Here is a 20,910-nt window from a genome sequence, read left to right on the forward strand (position 1 = left end):
CGCATAGACGATGGCATCCGCTATGTCCTCCGGCGCGAGTGTCCCGGGGGCATTGTCATAGAAGTTTCGCGCTCTGCCGCCATCGCCCCATCGGCTTTCCGCGAATTCGGTGCGGGTCAGGCCCGGCAGGATTTCGGTCACCCTGATATCCGTCTCCGCGAAATCCATTCTGAGGCCGTCCGTAAAGGCGCGGACGGCGAATTTCGAGGCATTGTAGATGCTACCGCCGGGATAGACCCGGAGGCCCGCCGTCGAGCCCAGGGTGACGATATGGCCTGAGCCGCGTTCCGCCATCTGGTCGATGATCGCCCGGCAGACCCGGATCGTTCCGTTCACATTGGTGTCGATAATATCCGTCCAGGTATCCGCATCGGCCCGGTCGAAACGGGCACGGCCGCCGACATCGTGGCCGGCACAGACCACGACGCCGTGGATGTTGCGCCAACCTTCGGGCATGCGCTCGACCATCGAGGCGGCGGAAGCCGGATCCGCGACGTCCAGTTGCAGCGGCAGGCAGTGGCCCGGACGATCTTTCGCCAAGGATTGCAGGCGGTCCATCCGGCGTGCGGCGGCGACAACGCGCGCGCCTTCGGCGAGGAGGCCCTCCACGGTTGCGGCGCCGATGCCTGAGCTGGCTCCAGCAACCAGCACGACCTTGTCTCTCAGCTCGAATTTACCCATCGGACGCCCGTATTCCCACATTACATCGCAATTGTTAGCTCACCTTCGCCGCCGCCTTCCGGCCGGTCAAGCGGGATCCCTCATGCATTCCGCTTGATGCGGGCATCTGCGACAAGATCGATCCAGCTATTGGTAAAGGCGGCGCAGAAAGTTCGGGCGCCGGCTTCATACTGTTCCAGTTCCTTTGCGATTTGCGGACGCCACCCCGGGCGCTGCGCATCGAGATAACCGGAATGTGCCGTGCTCCAGCGTTCCGCCAAGGTGCGCCCGACTTCGAAATGAAACTGTGTACCGTAGCTGACGAGACCGACCGAGTAGGCCTGGTTCTCATATGCTGCGCTTGTCGCGAGATGAGTGGCTCCCGGCGGCAGGGTGAAGGTATCGCTGTGCCACTCGAAAACCGGGACACTCGGGTCGATAGTACCGGTCAGGGGATCCGCCCGGCCCGCAACTGTCGGCGTGATCGGGACATAACCGAATTCCAATGGCTGGCCGACGACATTGCCGCCGCCGTGAGCGCGGGCGAGCAATTGTGCGCCCAGGCAGATGCCGAGGACCGGACGGCGTGCCGTATCGAAAGCGCGCATCAGCTCCAGCAGCGGAGGGAAATAGGGAGAGCCGCTGTCGTCCAGTGCATTTTGATCGCCTCCGAGCACGATCATGCCGTCATGATCGTCCGGCCCGGCGGGCAGGGACGTCCCGTTGAAAGCCTGCACGATATCGAGCGTGACGCCGCGTTCGGCGAAGGTGGCGGCCATTTCGCCGACATCGGTACCGCTGTAGTTTTCGATGACGAGAACGCGCATCGCTTCAGATGGCATCGGATGTTGTCACTGTAATGCCGTGCTCTGCCAGCTCGGCCCGGGCGGCGGCAAGCGATCCATCGAGATCGATGGCCCGGCATCCGTCTTCCAGTAAGGTGACCCTGAAGCCGAGTCTTGCAGCGTCGACAGCCGAGAAACGCACACAGAAATCAGTGGCGAGCCCGACCATGATCAGGTGCTCGACAGCGCGCTCCCGCAGGTAGCCGGCAAGTCCGGTAGTCGTGGTGTGATCGTTCTCGAAGAAGGCGGAGTAGGAATCGATCTCGCTCCGGTAGCCTTTACGGATGATCAGGTTGGCGCGATCTGTCTCTAGGTCGTTGTGAAAGGCGGCCCCTTTGGAACCCTGCACGCAATGGACCGGCCAGAGCACTTGCGGCCCGTACGGCATGTCGATCAGGCTGAAGGGATCGTGGCCCGGGTTGTTTGCGGCGAAAGAGCTGTGATCGGCCGGGTGCCAGTCCTGTGTCAGCACCACGTGATCGAAACGCTGCATCAGTCGGTTCGCAACCGGTACAACGGCATCCCCATCAGAGACGGCAAGGGCTCCACCGGGGCAGAAATCGTTCTGCACGTCGATCACGATAAGGGCGATTTCACTCATGGCATTGCTCCGTTCCATCTTCTCAAGGGCACTCTAGAGATGAAGATGTGTGAACAGAACCCGTCCCGTTCGTCCTGGCCATGAAAAGAGAACGGCCCCGCTTGTGGCGGGGCCGAGGGAACATTGGGCAGGAGTTCTTTCAGGGAGTTATGCGTGCTCAGATGCCAAAGCGGGCGCCGACTTCGAGGCCCTGTTCGGCGATAAAGTCTTTGGCGGAGATCTTCTTGCCGCCGTCATAGCGCACGCGCTGGACAAGAATGCCGCCGCGTCCCGCATTGATGACGAAGCCGTCATCGGTGATGGCGCAGATCCGGCCTGTCCGTCCGGAGCCGTCGGCCTTCTGGCTGTCGAAGATCTGCAGCTCTTTGCCGTTCAATGTCGTCCAGGCGCCGGGCTGCGGGTTGCAGCCGCGAATCTGGTTGTAGACTTCGCCCTGGCTGCGGTTCCAGTTGATCTCGCCATCCGCCTTGCGGCACCAGCCTTCGTAGGTGGCCTTGGATTCGTCCTGCGGCGTGTGCGGCGGGTTTCCGGCGCGGATCAGGTCGATGGACTCAAGCACGGCTTCGATACCGAGCGGGAAGACCTTGTCGAAATAGACCGAGCCGAGCGTGTCGTCCGGAGTGATCTCGACTTCCTTCTGGACGCAGATATCGCCTTCATCGAGGCCGTCATCCGGATAGAAGATGGTGAGGCCGGTCTTGTCCGCGCCCCAGATGATCGGCCAGTTGATGGAGGACGGGCCGCGATGCAGCGGCAGCAGGGACGGATGGAAGCAGAGCGAGCCATGCTTCGGCACGTTCCGGGCTTCTTCCGGTATGAAGATGATGACATAGGCCATCATCATCAGATCGGCGTTCCAGCTCTTCAATTCCTCGATCACTTCGGGAAGGGAATAATCGGCAGGTTGGCACACGGTCAGGCCGTGCTCAAGGGCGGCTTCCTTGACCGGATCGACCGGGCGGCCTTCCTTGTCAGGCGCCGTGTAGACGGCAACGATTTCGTCTTCGCCCTTTTCCAGAATGGCTTCGAGCGCGGCCTTACCGAAGGCCTGCTGTCCGTTCAGGATAATGCGCATTGTGCTCCCTCCCCACCGCCCGGCGCGCTCCGGGCGGACATGCTGATTGAAAGGCGCGGGAGCGGAATGCCCCCGCGCCATATCGGATTAGAACAGGCCTTCGATCTGATCCTGATCGTTCAGCGTGATCTTCTCGGCGGCCGGGACGCGCGGCAGACCCGGCATGGTCATGATATCGCCACAGACCGCGACAATGAACTCTGCACCGTTGGAAAGACGCACTTCGCGGACCGGAAGCGTGTGGCCGCTGGGTGCGCCCTTGGCATTCGGGTCGATTGAGAAGCTGTACTGCGTCTTGGCGATGCAAACCGGGAACTTGTCGGCGCCGAGCGCTTCGAAGTCCTTGATCTGGTTCAGAACCTTTTGATCCGCAACCACGCCGGAAGCATCGTAGATGTTCTTGGCGATGGCTTCGATTTTCTGCAGCAGGCCGAGATTTTCGTCATAGAGCGGCTTGAAGTCAGCGCTGCCGCCTTCGACCAGTTCCACGACCTTCTTGGCCAGATCTTCGGTGCCCGCGCTGCCATCGGACCAGTGGGTGCAGATGATGGCCTCGACGCCCTCGGACGCCAGCTCGTCACGGACGGCGTTGATTTCCGCGTCCGTGTCCGTGATGAAGCGATTCAGCGCGACCACAACCGGAACACCGAATTTCTTGGTGTTCACGACATGCCGCTTGATGTTTGAGGTGCCTTTGACCACAGCCTCGATATTCTCGGTGCCGAGATCTTCCTTGGCGACGCCGCCATGCATCTTCAGCGCCCGAACGGTGCCGACGACGACTGCCGCTGCCGGCTTCAGACCAGCCTTGCGGCATTTGATGTCGAAGAATTTCTCAGCGCCGAGATCGGCGCCGAAACCGGCTTCGGTCACCACGTAGTCGCCGAGCTTGAGGGCGGTCTTGGTTGCCATCACCGAGTTGCAGCCATGCGCGATGTTCGCGAACGGGCCGCCATGGATAAAGGCCGGGTTGTTCTCCAGCGTTTGTACCAGGTTAGGGGCTAGGGCGTCGCGCAGCAGCACGGTCATGGCGCCGTTTGCGTCTACGTCGCGAGCGTAGATCGGTTTCCGGTCGCGGGTATAGGCGACGATGATGTTACCGAGGCGGCGCTTCATGTCTTCAAGATCGGTCGCGAGGCAGAAGATGGCCATCACCTCGGAGGCGACGACGATGTCGAAACCGTCCTCACGCGGGAAGCCGTTGGCCACGCCGCCAAGGGAGTTGGCGATCTGGCGCAGCGCCCGGTCGTTCATGTCGATGCAGCGCTTCCAGGTCACCCGGCGCTCATCGATACCGAGCTTGTTGCCCCAGTAGATGTGGTTGTCGATCATCGCGGCGAGCAGGTTGTTCGCGGCGGCAATGGCGTGGAAGTCGCCAGTGAAGTGCAGGTTGATGTCTTCCATCGGCACGACCTGGGCGTATCCGCCACCAGCAGCGCCACCCTTCATGCCGAAACACGGACCGAGGCTCGGCTCGCGCAGGCAGATGATGGCTTTCTTGCCAATCAGGTTCAGCGCGTCGCCAAGGCCGACCGACGTCGTGGTCTTTCCTTCGCCGGCCGCCGTCGGGTTGATGCCCGTGACCAGTACCAGCTTGCCATCGGGGCGGTCCTGAATGGATTTGATATAATCGAGGTCGATCTTGGCCTTCGTGTGACCGAAAGGCTGAAGGGATTCGGCCGGGATTCCCAACTTGTCGCCGATCTCCATGATCGGCTTCATTTTAGCTTCGCGCGCAACTTCAATATCGGACATGACCATGGTCTAAAGACCTCCCCTGGCGTGATGCGGCTTCCGAGTCCCGAACGGGCCCTTGGCTCTTGTTCTTGGTATATTGGTATACCAAGTACCTGATGGCGTAAACGAAAGTTTTCGGTCCTCGGAAACGTGTTGCAAAAGATGCGGTTGCATTTGGTCGCGTTGGATTTTTTGGCGCTATAAAATTTCCGACCTGTTCTGAGCCATGATTGTCATCGGGCCGGATAAGAGTGTGCTCGACAGTGCCGGCCTGGAGCATCTTCATCAGGGGAACGGGATGACCGGCAGGCGGTACTCAACCGGAATGCCTGGGGTCACGCCGCCGCGACATAGGGGGCGAGGGGCATCATGTCCTTGCCGTCGAGCATTGGTACGCACTCTTTCGGGAAGCTGGTGTCAAAGTCGGCGCCGGAGGCCTCGGCCCGGTCCAGAAATGCCTCGAGATCCGCCATCGCGCCTGTCGGCAGATCGTGCAGCACCATGAGCGTGTGTTCCTGGGAGGTAATCTGCTCAAGAGCACGCTCGACCCAGCCTTCCGGGTCGGCCCAGTCTCTCGGAATCGCGTTCCACAGGATGCAGCTATAGGCCTTGTTGTGGAGAAACTCGACGACTTGCGGGTTCAGCAGGTGCGGGCCCAATTTTCCGCCGCCGCCGAAGGGACGGAACAGTTTCCCGGTCTCCCCTGTCTCGGCCACCAGAGCATCCGTTCGTTCCAGCTCGGCGACTGCGTCGCTTGCATCTTCCATCTGCCCGAGTGGTGTGCTGTGCGTGAACGTGTGGTTGCCGATCCTGTGGCCTTCCTCGCGGGCACGCATGGCCAGCTCCATGCGTTCCGGGTCCAGAAGTTTCTGGCCGACAACGAAGAAAGTCGTCTTGAGGCCGCGCCGGGCGAGGATATCCAGAACCCGGGGCGTGACCTCCGGCTCCGGGCCGTTATCGAAGGTAAGCGTGAGTTTTGACATGGGGCTATTCCGGCATCGGGATCGCGTATTGTCAACGTCGCCACTCGATCAGGCGGAAAGCTCTTCAAGGATGGCGCGGCAACCGGATACGCCTTGCGTATAGACCGCCTCCAGCCAAGCCGGATCGTCGCAGAAGAGAGCATCCCGCAGCTCCGCTTTTATCCGGCGGCCAAGCGGTGTGTGCAGATCGCCATGGAATTTCAGCCAGGTGTCCGCCCTGTGCATTGTGACGATGTGGTCTACAGGGTAGGTGCCGAATTCCAGGATGACCTTGATGGGCTCCATCGCGCAGGCGACATCGTCCAGCACGTCGCAGGCGACATGGCGGATCTGGCTGCTCGCGGCATCCTTCCTCGGCTCTTTGTCGCGACGTATCGCCTCCAGGGCGCCGTATTCTCCAAGACCCGTATGCAGGTCTGCTATTGCCAGCCGGTCCGCTCCTGCACCGTGCCGGGCAACGGTCTCCGCCAGGTTCGCAATCGTCCAGCTTCGTGACGTACCGCCGAAAAAGAGGCCGTCCGGATGAGTGTACTGACCGGCCAGAACCTTTCTGCTGAACTTTTCAAAGCCGTTTTCCTCGATGTAAGCCGCAATCCGGGCTTCGGCCGCGTCGCGTTCGGGGCCTGACCAGACCGCCGGGCAGAGCGCGTCATGCAAAGCGTCGTAGTCCGGGTTTTGCGGCAGGGTCTCGAAAGAGAGCAGGTTGTTCCGGTTCGGGTCGATATTGTTCTCGTCTGTCCGGGTCATTGCGGCGGAGCCGTAGGGATTGACGGCGTGAATGAAGACCGCAGCCGTGTCCGCCGGCAACGATGCCTCAATCTCTTCCAGCAGGCCGAGCTGGATACCGGATCCGGTTGTCAGTTCCGTGCCGTGCAGGCCTGAGCTGATGAAGAGAACCCGGCGCGCGCGGTCCGGCCCGATCCTGACCGTATCGGTCGCGATCTCGGCCGGAAATCTTGAGCTCAATGGATGGCGCGCGGTTTCCAGCGCGTATCCCTTGTCCTCGACAGCTTGCAGGAAGCGTTGCCGGGCCGTGAAGTAGGTGTCGGAAAAGAGGCTATGGGATGGATGCATGATCTTGGGCCGTGAGGGTGAGGTGCGTGTCGATGATTAGGCCTTGCCCATGCCATTGCGCAATGATCATTGGCTCGAGCGGGCAATCTGAGCTGGTTATTGACAATCTGGAACAAAAAAGGAACATTCGCGCGATGAAATTCATCACTGCCTAGGGGAGCAGGATTGTGGGTGAACAGGTTAGGGCAGGCGGGTGCCTTTGTGGCGCGGTGCGGTTCGAAATTTCGGGGGAGATGAAGCAACCGGTAGCCTGCCATTGCGCCATGTGCCGCAAGCAGGCCAGCCAGGCCTGGGTTTCCTCGACGCTGAACAAGGACGATCTCAGAATCTCTGAAGACCGCGGCCTTAAATGGTACCGCTCCAGCGACAAGGCGCGTCGGGGCTTCTGCTCGGAATGCGGCTCCGCGCTGTTCTTCGTCGATACCGACAGCTCGCGCATCTCGGTATCGCTTGGCGCGCTCGACGGCCCGTCAGAATTGACTGTCCGAGGTCACATCTATGTTGCGGACAAGGGCGATTATTACGGGATCGCGGACGGCCTGCCGCAGTTTCCAGCATCGGATCTCTAGTTTACTGGATGCGTGACGGCCGCTTCAGTCGGTGCTGCCGGAGAATTGCAGGAATTCTCCTGTCAGGTCCGTTGAATTGTCTTTCGCGATAATGCCCGTCACTGTGGTTCGCCAGACGGCCAGTAACAGATCCTCCGCACACTTCTTGTCTTGGTGAAGGCCAAGCGGCAGCAGCGCGGCGAATATTCTCAGAGGGACGTCGCCGATCGAGTTGTAGCGAACCTCATGGATTTTTGGCCGCTGCTCGACACCCGCTTCAAGGAACAGCGTCAGAATGTGATCCTGATCGGTATTCTGTATCCTCATCGTGTCGCTCGCCAGCGACCCGGGTGAGAGGCGTGGTGCCAGATTGACAATCTCGGAGCCGATAAGGTCATACCGGAAATCTGTGCCGTTCCCGAGATAATGACCGAGACAGAGATGCGGGAGCAGTTCGGCACCGATCGCTACCGGATCCAAATCCCGGCGCTTCTTCCGGCCGGGCAGAGCGTTCCAGATTCTGAACAGGCGGGTGATACGCGCGAATGCGGCTTGCTTGTCAGTATCGGCGCCCAGGGGAGTTCGTTTTGCTGGGCTTGGACCTGAGAACGCCGCTTTTTGCGTACGTCTATGATGGCTCATCTCCATGTTTACCATCGCAGCCTGAACGGTCCGGCAAATCAAGAAATAAGGGAATAGTTTCCGGTGTCGCGGTGATCAGGGGGAAGACCCGGGCGGCTTGAGCCCGCCCGGGTGCATCTTCTTTGCGGGGCCTATTCTGCCGCTTCGGGGCTTTCTTCGACTGCCTTGTTCCGTCCGAACAGACTCATCACGAACACGAAGAAGACCGGTACGAAGAAGACCGCCAGAACGGTTGCCGAGATCATGCCGCCGAGCACGCCGGTGCCGATGGCATTCTGGCTGGCCGCACTGGCCCCCGTCGCGATGGCGAGCGGGAGCACGCCGAAGGAGAAGGCGAAGGACGTCATCAGGATCGGCCGGAAACGCAGGCGGGCCGCCTCGACGGTAGCGTCGAACAGGGATTGGCCCTCGGCGCGCAGGTCCTTGGCGAATTCCACGATCAGGATCGCGTTCTTTGCCGACAGACCGATGATGGCGATCAACCCGACCAGGAAGTAGACGTCGTTCGGCATGTCCCGCGACATGACGGCGAGGACGGAACCAATGGCGCCCAGCGGCACCACCAGCATGACCGAGATCGGGATCGACCAGCTCTCGTAGAGTGCCGCCAGCAACAGAAAGACGAAAACGATGCTGAGCGCGATCAGCAACGGTGCCTGTGCGCCGGACTGGATTTCCTGCAGAGACTGACCGGTCCACTCATAGCCGAAGCCCGGGCCGAGATTGTTGGCGATCCGCTCTACCTCGGCGATGGCATCGCCCGACGAATAGCCGGCGGACGCCTGACCGCTGATCCGGATCGTCGGATATCCGTTGTAGCCGACAACCTGGGCCGCGCCCGTGACCCATTCCACTGTTACGAAATTGGACAATGGAACCATGCCGCCATGGGTGTTGCGGACCGTCATCTTGAGAATGTCGTCAGTGGACATCCGCTGGTTCTGATCTGCTTGAACAGTCACCCGCTGCATGCGACCGACATTCGGGAAGTCGTTGACATAGGTCGAGCCGAGCTGGGTCGAGATCGTCTCGTTGATATCGGCAAAGGTCACGCCGAAGGTGTTGGCCTTCTCCCGGTCGACGACCAGATTGACCTGCACGGCATCCGGTAGCCCCGATATGCGCAAGCCCTGCAAAATGGGGCTTTGCCTGCCCTCAGCCAACAACCGGTTGGTGCCTTCGACCAGGGCCTCGTGACCCAGACCGCCGCGATCCTGTAGACGGAAATCGAACCCGCTGGAGTTACCGAGACCGCGAATTGGCGGCGGAGAGAGGGCGAAGGTCCTGCCATCCTTGATCTGGAACAGCTGGCCGTTCGCCCGTCCGGCGATTGCCGTGGCGGAATTCTCGGGTCCTCGCTCGCCCCAGTCCTTGAGCGGCACGAAGGCGATAGCGGCATTGTCACCGGTGCCGGAGAAGCTGAAGCCGGCCACCGTTACGATTTGGGCGACGCCGTCCTTGCCGATGAAGGTTTCCTCGACCTGCTTGATCACCTCCATCGTGCGGTTGGCACTCGCTTCCGCCGGGGCCTGCATGTCGACCAGAAGATAACCCTGATCCTCGTTCGGAATGAACGCGGTCGGGAGCTGCATCCAGAGATACCCAAGCCCTGCAAGCAGGGCCAGATAGATGATCATGTACCGTCCGGCACGATGGGTCATGCGGCCGACAAAACTGCTGTAATTGCGCGCTGTCTTGTCGAAACCACGGTTGAACCAGCCGAAGACGCCACGTTTCTCCATAGAGTGACCGGCCTCGACCGGCTTCAGGAAGCTTGCGCACAGGGCTGGCGTCAGGGACAGCGCGAGGAAGCCGGAGAACAGGATCGACACCACCATGGTCAGGCTGAATTGCTGATAGATGACGCCGACCGCGCCCGGGAAGAAGGCCATCGGGACGAACACCGCCATTAGCACCAGCGTGATGCCGACGATTGCCCCGGTGATCTGCTTCATTGCCTTGCGGGTTGCTTCGCGCGGGGAAAGACCTTCCTCGCTCATGATGCGCTCGACATTCTCGACCACGACGATGGCGTCGTCGACCAGGATGCCGATTGCCAGCACCATGGCGAACATTGTCAGCACGTTGATGGAGAAGCCGCTGGCCATCATGACGGCGCAGGTGCCGAGCAGAGCGACGGGAACAACCAGTGTGGGGATGATCGTGTAGCGGAAGCTCTGAAGGAAGACGAGCATCACAATGAAGACCAGTCCCACGGCCTCGATCAGCGTGTGGAGAACCTTCTCGATGGAGACTTCCACAAAAGGCGCGGTGTTGTAGGGGATCTTGTACTCAACCCCGTTCGGGAAGAAGCGTGCTAGCTCCTCCATCTTGGCTTCGATTGCGTTGGCGGTTTCAAGGGCGTTACCGCTCGGAGAGAGCTGCACGCCGAGAGCTGCTGTCGGCTGTCCATTCAACCGCGCTGCCGAAGTATAGGACTCACCGCCGATCTCAATGCGAGCAACGTCGCGCAGCCGGACAGTCGATCCGTCGATCTGGGCCCGGAGCACGATGGCGCCGAATTCCTCGGGGGTCTTGAGTTGCCCTTTCACCAGGACACTGGCGGCAATCTGTTGGTCTTTTGTAACCGGTTTTGCGCCGATACGGCCTGCGGCGACCTGGGCGTTCTGGGCCTGGATCGCATTGACAACGTCTTCCGTGGTGAGATTGAGGCCGAGCATCTTGTCCGGGTCGAGCCAGACGCGCATGGATTGTTCGGTGGAGAACAGCCGTGTGTTGCCGACGCCGCCGATCCGCCGGATCTCGCCGTCGACATTCCGGCTGAGATAGTCACCCAGCCCGATGGCGTCGAGCGTGCCGTCCGTCGATGTGAGCGTGACCACAAGAAGGAAGCCTGTGCCGGCCCGCTCGATGCGCATGCCCTGGCGGGAGACGGTTTCCGGCAATCGCGCTTCGACCCGGCTGATCCGGTTCTGGACTTCAACCTGTGCGTCTGCGACGTCCGTGCCGGGCTCGAACGTGACAGTGATGCTGATTTGCCCGGATGAGTCTGATGTCGATTCGAAATAGAGCAGTCCGGGAATGCCATTCAGCTCATTCTCGATCGGCCGGGTGACGCTTTCATACATGTCTTCCGGCGTCGCGCCCGGGTAAGTGGTGCTGACCGTGATCTGTGGCGGCGCAACATTGGGATATTGCGCAACGGGCAGAAACGGGATCGCAAGGGCGCCGGCCAGCATAATGAAGATGGCGACGACCCAGGCGAAGATGGGTCGGTCAATAAAGAAACTTGCCATGTCTGCTCTGCCTTACTGGGCGCTCGAATTAGCGGCTTGCTGCCACGGTTGGGGCGTGACTTTCGCGCCAGGGCGGATCTTCTGGAAACCTTCGACGACAATCTGCTCACCGACGGCGAGGCCGCTTTCCACGACCCACCGGTTGCCGGTGGCCTCGCCAAGGGCGACCTGTCGAAGCTCCAGGGTGCCATCCGGCGCAACGACATAGAGCCGGGCCTTGCCTGCGGTATCACGCTGGATCGCCTGCTGGGGCACTGCAATCGCGTTGTGACGGATGCCCTGCTCGATCCGGACCCGTACATACATGCCGGGCAGAAGGGCTGTATCCGGGTTCGGGAACTCGCCGCGCAGAGTAATCTGACCGGTCGTCGAGTCGACAGTGCTTTCCTGAAGCAAGAGGCGCCCGCTCTGCGGATACGGAGCGCCATCGTCGTAAAGCAGATGGACCGTAGCAGCGCCATCAGCCGAAACCGATACTTCGCCGCCATTCATGGCTTTGCGGAGTTGCCGGAGTTCCTTGGCCGACTGTGTGAAGTCGGCATAGACGGGATCGAGCTGCCGGATCACGGCGAGGCTTTCGGTGCTGGTGTTTCCGACGAGGGCGCCTTCGGTGATCAGGGCGCGCCCGATCCGGCCGGAGATCGGTGCCTTGACGTTTGTGTAGTGAAGGTCGAGCTCTGCCGCGGCAAGGCCTGCACTGGCAAGCGCGACATCCGCGTCGGCCTTGGCGAGAGCGGCGACGGCATCGTCGCGGGTCTGGGCGCTGGCAACCTTGCGGGACTGCAGCTCCTGCTGCCGGTCTGCGGTTCGCTTGGCCTGTTCCTGCGTCGCAAGCGCACGCTTCAGGGTTGCGCGCGCGCTCTGAACCTGAACTTCGAACGGTGCCGGATCGATCTTGTACAGAACGTCGCCTTGATTGACGATGGTCCCCTGCTCGAAGACGCGTTTGACAACGAGCCCGGATATCCGGGGGCGGACCTCGGCAATATTCGTCGGCGCAATCCGTCCGGGAAGCTCGTTCACGACCGGGATATCCTCGGCGGCGGCGGTGACGGTACTGACAGCGACAGGCGGACGAGCCGGAGCCGCGGCCACCGGTTTCTCCTCTGTCAAATCAACGTCGCAAGCTGCCAGGACCGGCAGGACCGCGATAGTGAAAGCCAAGGCCCGGATAGTCTTGGTAAAGGGCATGACGAACTCCTGTGGATGGATCCGGCTTTGATCTATGGGGGGCGTGTGCTGCGGATCTATATGGGCGAAGGGATGATGGGCTATAGAACGGCGGCTCAGGGCGAATCCGTCACTTCGTCGCACGCGCGTTCTTCGGGCTCCTGGTCGACCAGCCAGCGAATCTCGGAAAGCAAACGTTTCCGCTCCTCGCTCGGCCATTTATAAAGGCCAAGCCACTCCAGTGATTTCAGGCCTTCAACGGCGAGAAAGGCAAGGAGTGGACCACGCGGTTTCTCAGATGTTTCCATCAGATGTGCGATTCTCTGGGTGAACATGTCCTGCACCGGCCGGCGCAAATCGGCGTCTTGCGATACGACAGCGCAAAGGCCAAGCGCGACTTTGCGGTCCTCGTCCGATAGCTCCTGCAACTCCGAACTCAAACGGGCGCGGATCGCGACATTGGGCACCGGACCCAGATGCTGCTCGATCCCTTCAATCCGGTTGCTCTCCGTGGCGATGCGGCGCTCGACCAGAGCTTTGAGCAGAGCCTGTTTTGTCTTGTAGTCGTAGAGCACGCTGGCCTTGCTGATGCCGGCCTCGGCAGCGACGGATTCGAGCGTCAGCTGTCCGGCGCCGTCGCGGGCAGCGACGGCTTGTGCTGCATCCAGTACAGCTTCGCGATCGATAGATCTGGGACGTCCAACCATGCTCGTGCGGGCAATCTATTTATTTCCGATTGGTCGGAAAGTAATCACGGCTTGAACGATGTCAAGATTTCAGAGCAATAAAATTGTGCGGTGCATGGTAAGATTATGCTGCATAAGCGAACAATTTTGGCGAAAGCTTTGAGCGGCGGTTTTTTGTAGGGGTGTGGCCGCCGGACGGTTAGAACCTCATCTGAGAAGACACAAGGAGTTTCGAGGGTGATTTCGATCAGCGGCAATACTGGTCCTGATATCGATCCAGATTGGTCGGAGCCGATGCCACAATCCATTGAGGCATCGGCCAATCGCATTATCAATGGCGAGCGGACGCCGGAATTCGATCATCTGCGTGCCGAGATCACGTTTGTCGCCGCCGAAACGGTCGTACCGGAACCCAAGCTGATCTTCCTTTATGACTATTGGGCCACGATCCGTGAGGCGGAAAGTCGCCTACCGATGCGCAAGGACATCGACGTTCTCGAGCTTCGCGAGGCGATCGGGAACATCATGATGCTCGATGTCCTGGACGACGGGTTCGACGCGCGATACCGGGTCTACGGTACCGGTGTCGCCGAATATGCGGGGCATGACTGGACCGGGACAGCGCTCTCCGAAATGTGCAGGAAAACCCGGACGCCATTGGCTCTGCTGTACCGGGCCTGCTATCTCGCCGTCTATCGCACGGGACGACCGATCTACACGGAAACCATGTCACCAAGTTGGCTCGCACCAAAAGCCTGGCGGCGGATGATTCTTCCCTATGCCGATGCCGAGGGAGCCTGTGTCGGCTTCATGGTCGGAAACATTCCGGTAAAGCCGCAAATCAAGGATATCGATCCAAAGGATGCCGCCAATTCCTTGATTTACCGGAACCGTTGACCGGCTTGTCAGCGTCTCTCTCTTTGCTACTATCCAATCTTCTAGCTTGCCGCGCCAATTGTCATTCCGCGAGGTTATGGTCGACATTTTGCAGCCGCCACCACCAGTCGCGGACTGGGCTTATTTCCTCGATTTCGATGGCACGCTCGTGGATATAGCGCCACGCCCGGAAGCGATCCGGGTAAGTGCTGCCCTGCCTGAATTGCTTGAGAATGTCCATCGCGTCACCGGCGGCGCAGTCGCCGTGGTTACCGGCCGCACCCTGGCCAATCTGGACGGTTTCCTTCACCTGCCCCATCTTGCAGCCTCTGGCGTACATGGCCTGGAGCGCCGGGGCTCCAGCGATATCGATCCCCGTGAATTACTGCAGGCGCGGGACGCACTGGCCGAGGTTCGGATTTGTGCCGCCAAGCTGCTTTCGGCCTGCCCGTCACTTCAGGTTGAAGACAAGGGCGTGGCGATCGCCGTTCATTTCCGGTCCGTGCCGGAGAGGGGAGCGGAAGTGTATCGGCTGTTGTCGCAGGCGGCTAAAGCAGGAAACGGGGCTCTTGCGGTCTTGTGTGGGAAGATGGTGGTGGAAGTGAAGCCGTCTGTCGCCACCAAGGGAGCTGCCGTGGAGGCTTTTATGGCACAGCCGCCCTTTGCCGGGCGGCGCCCGTGTTTCATCGGTGACGATGTGACCGACGAGGACGGCTTTCGCGTCTGCAAGGCGCGCGGTGGCGTCACCATCCATATTGGCCCTGACGGGAACGAGACCATGGCCGATTACCGCCTGGCGTCCCCGGATGCGGTGCATGGCTGGCTGGCGCAACTTCTTCATGCAAAGCAGGAGGCGATTTCGTGAGCACGCTGGAACTCGGGCTGATCGGCAATTCCGCGATCAGTGCATTGATCGATGGCACGGGGCGAATATCGTGGTGTTGTCTGCCGCGGTTCGATGGCGACCCGTTTTTCTCCTCTCTGCTCGCCGACGAGGAACAGGCCGCGACGCGCGGTTACTGGTCCGTCGAGATTGAGAGGCAGGTTTCGACGAAGCAGCGCTATGAGCACAATACGGCCATTCTGGTAACGACAATGACGGATGCCGACGGTGCATCCCTGGAGATTCGGGATTTCTGCCCGCGGTTCCGCAACTACGACCGGATGTTCCATCCGACCATGGTGATCCGGCAGATTAACGCGCTGAACGGCAGTCCGAAAATCCGGGTGCGCATCCGTCCGACCAGCGATTACGGATCCAGTCGCCCGATTGTTGCACGCGGCTCAAACCATATCCGTTACGTCTGCCCTGACCTGACAATGCGACTGACGACGGATGCTGCCGTTTCCTATTTGCTCGAGGAGAGCTGGTTTCTGCTCGACAAGCCGGTGACCATGCTCCTCGGCCCTGACGAGAGTTTGACATCGTCTCTGTCCGAGACGGCGCGCACTTTCGAGGAACGGACAGCGGACTATTGGCAGGACTGGAGCCGGGCGCTGTCGATCCCGTTCGAATGGCAGGACGCAGTTATCCGCGCCGCCATTACCCTTAAACTCAGTACTTATGAAGAGACCGGCGCCATTGTTGCCGCGATGACGACATCGGTGCCGGAAGCGGCAGGGTCGGAACGAAACTGGGATTACCGGCTGTGCTGGCTCAGGGACGCCTATTTCGTCGTTCATGCTCTTAACCGGCTGTCAGCGACCAAGACGCTGGAACGCTACCTCGGCTATATCAGCAATGTCGTCGTCAATGCCGAGCATGACGATTTGCAGCCGCTGTATGGCCTGTCCTTCGGGCACAAGCTCGACGAATATACGGTCGACGGGCTCGCCGGTTATCGCGGCAACGGTCCGGTCCGGGTCGGCAACGCGGCCTATACACAGATCCAGAATGACGTGTACGGCGCTGTCATCCTTGCCGCCGCGCAGACCTTTTTCGACAGCCGGATCGTGCGACAGGGGAACGAGGAGCTTTATCGCAAGCTCGCGGCCTTCGGCCGGCACGCGGTGGAGAAGTTCGACAAGCCCGATGCCGGCCCCTGGGAGCTGCGGACCATTGCGTCGGTCCATACCTTCTCAGCCCTGATGTGCTGGGCTGCCGCGGACCGCCTGGCCCGCATTGCCGATCATCTCGGTCATGCCGAGGATGCGGCAGAGTGGAGCGCTCACGCCGTAACCATGCGGGACAGAATTATGAACGAGGCGTGGAACGATGGGCTTGGCAGCTACGTTTCCACCTTCGGCGGGGATCAGATGGATGCCAGTCTGCTGCTGATGCATGAGCTCGGATTTCACGCTGGGACCGACGAACGGTATGTCGGCACGGTGGCGATGATCGAGAAGCACCTGCGCAAGGGCGGTCATCTGTTCCGCTATATCGCGGCGGACGATTTCGGTGTGCCCGAGACTGCGTTCAACGTCTGTACCTTCTGGTTCATCGAGGCACTTGCCGTTACCGGACGGGAAGAGGAGGCGCGAGAGATGTTCGAGGGCATGCTGGCCTGCCGCAACAAGCTCGGGCTTCTGTCGGAGGATACCGACCCGAAAACCGGCGAGCTTTGGGGCAATTTTCCCCAGACCTATTCGATGGTCGGCCTGATCAAGTGCGCCATGCGCCTGAGCCGGAAATGGGAGGATGCGTTTTGAGCCGTCTGGTCGTCGTCTCCAACAGGGTAGCGCCGGTCGAGGAAGGCAAGGCGTCCGCAGGCGGACTGTCTGTCGCGGTCGAGGAAGCCTTCACCGGGATCGGTGGGCTCTGGTTCGGCTGGAACGGGAAGATCGAAAACAGCACCCCGGCCCAGGTGACGATGCATGAAGGCAAGCGGTTCGCACGGGCGACGATGCCACTCAGCCGCAAGGATTATAACGAATTCTACGCCGGCTACAGCAATTCGACCCTCTGGCCGTTGATGCATTATCGGCTGAACGTGATGAACTATTCCCGGGCGCACGCCGAAGGCTATCGCCGGGTGAACGAGTTGTTCGCCAACAACCTGACGCCGTTGCTGGAGCCGGACGATCTGATCTGGGTGCACGATTACCATCTCTTCATTCTGGGGCGTGATCTGAAGCGCCGTGGGTTGAAGAACCGGATGGGATTCTTCCTGCACACGCCGTTTCCGCCGCCGGACATGTTGAAGGCCTGCACCGAGCACGAGGAGATTGTCCGGGCGTTGCTCGATTATGACGTGATCGGCTTCCAGACGGAGAATGACGCACGAAACCTGCTGGAATATGTCCGCCGCATACCTGGGGGAACGGTGCGAGGAAACCGGGCAACGGCATTTGGAAAGTCGTCCCGGGTGCAGGCCTTTCCGATCTCGATTCATCCTGAAGAAATGGCCCGGACGGCTGCTCGCACGGTTAATTCCAATCGAGCCCGACAGTTGCGCCGCTCTCTTGGCGAAAAACAGCTGATTATCGGGGTCGACCGGCTGGATTATTCCAAGGGGCTGGATAATCGTTTTTCCAGCTACGAGCGGCTGATGGAGAACTATCCCGAAAACCGGGGCAGCGTTACCCTGATGCAGATCGCGCCGCCATCGCGGGGGGATGTCCAGAGCTACAAGGAAATCCGGGAAAAACTTGAAGGCATGGCCGGGCACATCAATGGCCGGTTCGCGGAATTCGACTGGGTGCCTATCCGCTATCTGAACAAAAGCTACAGGCGTGATGTACTGGCTGGGTTTTTCCGGATCGCAAAGGTTGGCCTTGTCACGCCGCTTCGTGACGGCATGAACCTGGTGGCGAAGGAATATGTCGCCTCCCAGAACCCGGAAGATCCCGGAGTTTTGGTACTGTCCCAGTTCGCGGGGGCCGCCGCCGAAATGGATGGGGCCGTGATCGTCAATCCGTTTGATGAAGAAGGCATGATGGATGGCCTGCAATCGGCGCTGCGCATGTCCCGCGAAGACCGGATAGAACGCCATCAGTCCATGATGGAGATCCTCAAGCGGAACGATTTGCAGCGTTGGCGGCGGCGTTTCCTCGATGCCTTGAGGACGCCGCGGGCAACCTCGGACCGGGCTGGGGCGGACTAGCCGGCGATATTTCCGGGTATTCCTAGCTTTGCCCGGCCCACTGGATGCTCCCAGTCGAGCCCGGCGACGAGATGCGCTGCGATCCAGCCCCAGTCGTCGGATGATTTTGCGCCCTTGCCGTTGCCGCCGACGGCGACCGCAATCCGGTTATCCAGCACATGATCGATATAGGGCAGGCCGGTTGCGGTCCAGGTAACAACACAGCTTGCTGTGTGCCAGTGCGCGACCCCCGTCAGCGCCGGGATCAGGCCTTCCAGGAAGGGGCGGAACCGGTCCCGGTTTTCCTCGGAGCCAGGATTCTTGAACCAGTGGTTCAGCTCCGTCAGTGAGCGGAATTCCGGATCGTCAGTCGTGCCGATACCGATCTTCAGATAGTTATGTCCATCCGGATAGCGGATCGGCGGCAGGATATAGGCGCCGGTTTCGGCATGCCCCATGGTCGGCATATCCGAAAGCTGCTCCGCTACGACGCCTTCCATCCGGGCGAGCAGAACCGTCCGGCCGAAAACGCGCAGCTTCAGGTCCAGAGGCGGCAAACCACAAGCGTCTGTAAATCCGCCAGTCGCGATCAGGACCTTTTCGGCGCGTCGAACATCGCCGCTTGCCAGTTCAACCTCTACGCCGCCGGGAACGGGGTAGATTGCGATGGCCCGGTCATTGACGATTGTGGCGCCGCGCTTTCGGGCGGCCTCGGTCTGAGCTTTCACCATCGCGCGCGGATTGAGGTGCCCGGCATCCCGGTCTTCATGCAACCCGTCGGCGTCATCAGGCACGGAGAGGAACGGATAGAGAGCCCTGATACCCTGTGCGTCCAGTCGCGTCAGATCGGCGCCAAGTGCCCGGCCGGCCGCCTCCGCCCGGTCGAGGAAGCTGGTATCGGTGCCGCCAATGCCGAGATAGCGGGAGTTGGTGAAGAACGGAATGCCGCTTTCGGCTTCGATCTCCGGATAGCGCTCGATTGACCTTTTCGAGGTGACAGCCCAGTCCGGATCGGGGTCGGAAATGCGGGTCATCCGGCCTTCGTCGTAGTGGCTGGCGAAAACACCGTCGTGGGCAGCGTAGTCGGCGGGTTCGCCCGGGCCGATCAGGGTGATGCCGTCGTTAATGCTGGTGAGGTGCCGCGCGGCAGCGCTGCCGATCATGCCTCTGCCAATGACGATGATGCGGTCCATCTGTCTTTCCTCCCGCTCAACCGAGCGCGTGGCTGGCGAGGCCGTAGATACGGTGCGGTGCCGCTGGCGCGGTCCAGTCTCCCCGAGCCATGACCGGGGACGTGCCCACATCCTCAAGCCCGCTGCCTGTCAGATGCCGGATCAGTGCTGCCGCGTTTCCGGGGCAATCGACGCGTACAAATCCGGGGCGGGCGAGGGCGCTGAACAGGGCGATGGCATCGGCTTCGTTTGCCGACACGATCGGGCCGATGACGGTCCCCCGTCCGAAGGCGCGCGCAAATCCATATCCGGTAATGGTTCCGTTTTCAGTCAGCACCGACACATCGCTGGCTGCGGCCAGGCTTTCCAGGGCGTGTTCGCGCCGGGCGCCAAAAGCCGCCGCATCCAGGTCTGATATGCCTGCAATATCGTTGAAAACGCCGGGACGGATGCGCGGGTCTTTACCCGGAGTGTCCGCATAGATCCCCTGATATTGCCGGGATGTATCGAAGGCTTTGAAGCCAAGCGACTCATAGAGCGGGCGCCCGGCGTCCGTCGCCAGCAGTACGACCGGACGCGGGCCGGCATCCTCTAGCAGCCGGGTGACCAGCTTCCGACCGATGCCGCGGCCTTGGCTTTCCGGCGAGACGATGATGAGCCCGATCCGCGCCAGAGCGTCGCCGAAGGTCCAGTAGAGCCCGACGCCAAGCACCTGGCCATCGTTGGCGTCATGCACCAGACGGCCCCCTCCGAGCCGGATCATCAGATCGATGTCTTCCGGGCGGTGTGGCCATGAAACTGCCTGGACCAGACCGGCAATGGTTTCGAGGTCGTCTGTCGAGACGGGAGAGAAGGTCAGGGACATGTGGTTTGGTTTCTGTGGGACGGCTTATGTGAGTGCGGTTCCGCCGGCTTTTCGGAGATGACGAGCGGGGTCGCCGAAATGCCGTTTCAGCTCTAACAGGATCGCGTCGACGTCTTTGGTCCGGATTGTCTCCGCCAGCCTGAAATGCTCTTCGGCGAGGTCCTTGCTACTGCGATAGCCGCCCATCAGGCGGTGGAGGCAAAGCCGGGTTTCCGCCTGAACAGTGGCGTATGTGCGGGACAGACGTTCGCTTTTCGCGGCATCGACGAGAGTTCGGTGGAATTCGAAATCGAGATCTCCGCCGGCCGTCGTGTCCCCGTTCTTGAGGGCCTTGTCCATGCGCTCCGCAATTGCCGTCAAGCTGTCGGCAACCGCACCCTGCCTGCCTTCCGAACAGATTTTCCGGATCGCCGCCGTCTCCAGCGTCTCCCGAACGAAAAACACATCAAGCAGATCGTCCTCATCGACTTCGGTGACGAACACCCCCCGGTGCGGGGCACTGCGCAGAAGGCCTTCCTGCACCAGCCGCTGCATGGCTTCGCGCAGCGGACCGCGGCTGACGCCGAAGGTGAGAGCGAGTTCGGCTTCCAGCAGCTGGGCGCCACCTGGATAAATGCCCGCAAGAATGTCGGACCGTAGCCGGTCGGCGATCTGGACCGGCAGGGTTATTCTTTCGATGGGGTTCGGAGTGGCCATC

Annotated in this window: 19 protein-coding genes; 5 read left to right on the forward strand and 14 right to left on the reverse strand. The window is 60.8% G+C overall.

Annotated elements, in window-relative coordinates; translation table 11 throughout:
• The 7 genes from IG629_RS00890 to IG629_RS00920 all read right to left on the reverse strand — a co-directional run.
• Positions 1-681 (reverse strand): SDR family oxidoreductase (locus tag IG629_RS00890; RefSeq protein WP_193170115.1); only part of this gene is annotated, 681 nt, incomplete at its 3' end.
• Between the two features lie 80 nt (positions 682-761).
• Complete coding sequence (locus IG629_RS00895) at positions 762-1,502, reverse strand: type 1 glutamine amidotransferase (protein WP_193170116.1); 741 nt, start codon at positions 1,500-1,502, stop codon at positions 762-764.
• Positions 1,492-2,106 (reverse strand): bifunctional nicotinamidase/pyrazinamidase, encoded by a 615-nt coding sequence (gene pncA / locus IG629_RS00900; protein WP_193170117.1) that lies wholly within the window; start codon positions 2,104-2,106, stop codon positions 1,492-1,494. The genes IG629_RS00895 and pncA overlap by 11 nt, the downstream gene beginning before the upstream one ends.
• 157 nt (positions 2,107-2,263) lie before the next feature.
• The gene (locus IG629_RS00905; protein WP_193170118.1) at positions 2,264-3,181 is read right to left on the reverse strand and encodes a methionyl-tRNA formyltransferase; all 918 of its coding nucleotides are present in this window, start codon (positions 3,179-3,181) and stop codon (positions 2,264-2,266) included.
• A gap of 87 nt (positions 3,182-3,268) precedes the next feature.
• On the reverse strand, positions 3,269-4,936 hold the full coding sequence (locus IG629_RS00910) for a formate--tetrahydrofolate ligase (protein WP_449867035.1): 1,668 nt from the start codon (positions 4,934-4,936) through the stop codon (positions 3,269-3,271).
• Positions 4,937-5,253: 317 nt separating this feature from the next.
• A complete protein-coding gene (locus tag IG629_RS00915; RefSeq protein WP_193170120.1) occupies positions 5,254-5,901 on the reverse strand; it encodes a polysaccharide deacetylase family protein in 648 nt (215 codons plus the stop codon).
• A 48-nt stretch (positions 5,902-5,949) separates the two neighbouring features.
• The gene (locus tag IG629_RS00920; protein ID WP_193170121.1) at positions 5,950-6,975 is read right to left on the reverse strand and encodes a DUF2817 domain-containing protein; all 1,026 of its coding nucleotides are present in this window, start codon (positions 6,973-6,975) and stop codon (positions 5,950-5,952) included.
• 167 nt (positions 6,976-7,142) lie between these two features.
• Between IG629_RS00920 and IG629_RS00925 the strand changes: the two genes are divergently transcribed.
• The gene (locus IG629_RS00925) at positions 7,143-7,544 is read left to right on the forward strand and encodes a GFA family protein (protein ID WP_036553030.1); all 402 of its coding nucleotides are present in this window, start codon (positions 7,143-7,145) and stop codon (positions 7,542-7,544) included.
• Positions 7,545-7,568: 24 nt separating this feature from the next.
• Here the strand turns inward: IG629_RS00925 and IG629_RS00930 are convergent, their stop codons facing one another.
• The 4 genes from IG629_RS00930 to IG629_RS00945 all read right to left on the reverse strand — a co-directional run bounded on the left by IG629_RS00930 (position 7,569) and on the right by IG629_RS00945 (position 13,299).
• Positions 7,569-8,003, reverse strand: a complete 435-nt coding sequence (locus IG629_RS00930; RefSeq protein WP_193170122.1) for a hypothetical protein — start codon at positions 8,001-8,003, stop codon at positions 7,569-7,571.
• 293 nt (positions 8,004-8,296) lie between these two features.
• The gene (locus IG629_RS00935) at positions 8,297-11,422 is read right to left on the reverse strand and encodes an efflux RND transporter permease subunit (protein ID WP_193170123.1); all 3,126 of its coding nucleotides are present in this window, start codon (positions 11,420-11,422) and stop codon (positions 8,297-8,299) included.
• A gap of 12 nt (positions 11,423-11,434) precedes the next feature.
• Positions 11,435-12,613: an efflux RND transporter periplasmic adaptor subunit gene (locus tag IG629_RS00940; protein WP_193170124.1), complete on the reverse strand. Its 1,179-nt coding sequence runs from the start codon at positions 12,611-12,613 to the stop codon at positions 11,435-11,437.
• A gap of 95 nt (positions 12,614-12,708) precedes the next feature.
• Positions 12,709-13,299, reverse strand: coding sequence for a TetR/AcrR family transcriptional regulator (locus tag IG629_RS00945; protein ID WP_193170125.1), 591 nt, complete (start codon positions 13,297-13,299; stop codon positions 12,709-12,711).
• Between the two features lie 273 nt (positions 13,300-13,572).
• On the opposite strand from IG629_RS00945, the gene IG629_RS00950 reads away from it, so the two are divergent.
• The 4 genes from IG629_RS00950 (at position 13,573) to otsA (ending at position 18,197) form a co-directional block, all read left to right on the forward strand.
• Positions 13,573-14,175 carry a PAS domain-containing protein gene (locus IG629_RS00950; RefSeq protein WP_193170126.1) on the forward strand — a complete coding sequence of 201 codons (603 nt, stop codon included), beginning with the start codon at positions 13,573-13,575 and terminating at the stop codon, positions 14,173-14,175.
• 76 nt (positions 14,176-14,251) lie between these two features.
• The gene (otsB, locus tag IG629_RS00955) at positions 14,252-15,019 is read left to right on the forward strand and encodes a trehalose-phosphatase (protein ID WP_193170127.1); all 768 of its coding nucleotides are present in this window, start codon (positions 14,252-14,254) and stop codon (positions 15,017-15,019) included.
• On the forward strand, positions 15,016-16,803 hold the full coding sequence (locus tag IG629_RS00960) for a glycoside hydrolase family 15 protein (RefSeq protein ID WP_193170128.1): 1,788 nt from the start codon (positions 15,016-15,018) through the stop codon (positions 16,801-16,803). The genes otsB and IG629_RS00960 overlap by 4 nt, the downstream gene beginning before the upstream one ends.
• Positions 16,800-18,197: an alpha,alpha-trehalose-phosphate synthase (UDP-forming) gene (gene otsA / locus IG629_RS00965; protein ID WP_193170129.1), complete on the forward strand. Its 1,398-nt coding sequence runs from the start codon at positions 16,800-16,802 to the stop codon at positions 18,195-18,197. The genes IG629_RS00960 and otsA overlap by 4 nt, the downstream gene beginning before the upstream one ends.
• Here otsA and IG629_RS00970 read toward each other — a convergent pair.
• Genes IG629_RS00970 through IG629_RS00980 form a run of 3 tightly spaced genes read right to left on the reverse strand, consistent with a single transcriptional unit; the run spans position 18,194 to position 20,909 of the window.
• Entirely contained in the window at positions 18,194-19,369 is a 1,176-nt protein-coding gene (locus IG629_RS00970; protein ID WP_193170130.1) for an NAD(P)/FAD-dependent oxidoreductase, read from the reverse strand. The genes otsA and IG629_RS00970 overlap by 4 nt on opposite strands.
• Before the next feature lie 16 nt (positions 19,370-19,385).
• Positions 19,386-20,213: a GNAT family N-acetyltransferase gene (locus tag IG629_RS00975; protein ID WP_193170131.1), complete on the reverse strand. Its 828-nt coding sequence runs from the start codon at positions 20,211-20,213 to the stop codon at positions 19,386-19,388.
• Between the two features lie 24 nt (positions 20,214-20,237).
• A complete protein-coding gene (locus IG629_RS00980) occupies positions 20,238-20,909 on the reverse strand; it encodes a GntR family transcriptional regulator (RefSeq protein WP_193170132.1) in 672 nt (223 codons plus the stop codon).
• Position 20,910: the final 1 nt, after the last annotated feature.

The organism is Nisaea nitritireducens, from assembly GCF_014904795.1.
Lineage (GTDB): Bacteria > Pseudomonadota > Alphaproteobacteria > Thalassobaculales > Thalassobaculaceae > Nisaea > Nisaea nitritireducens.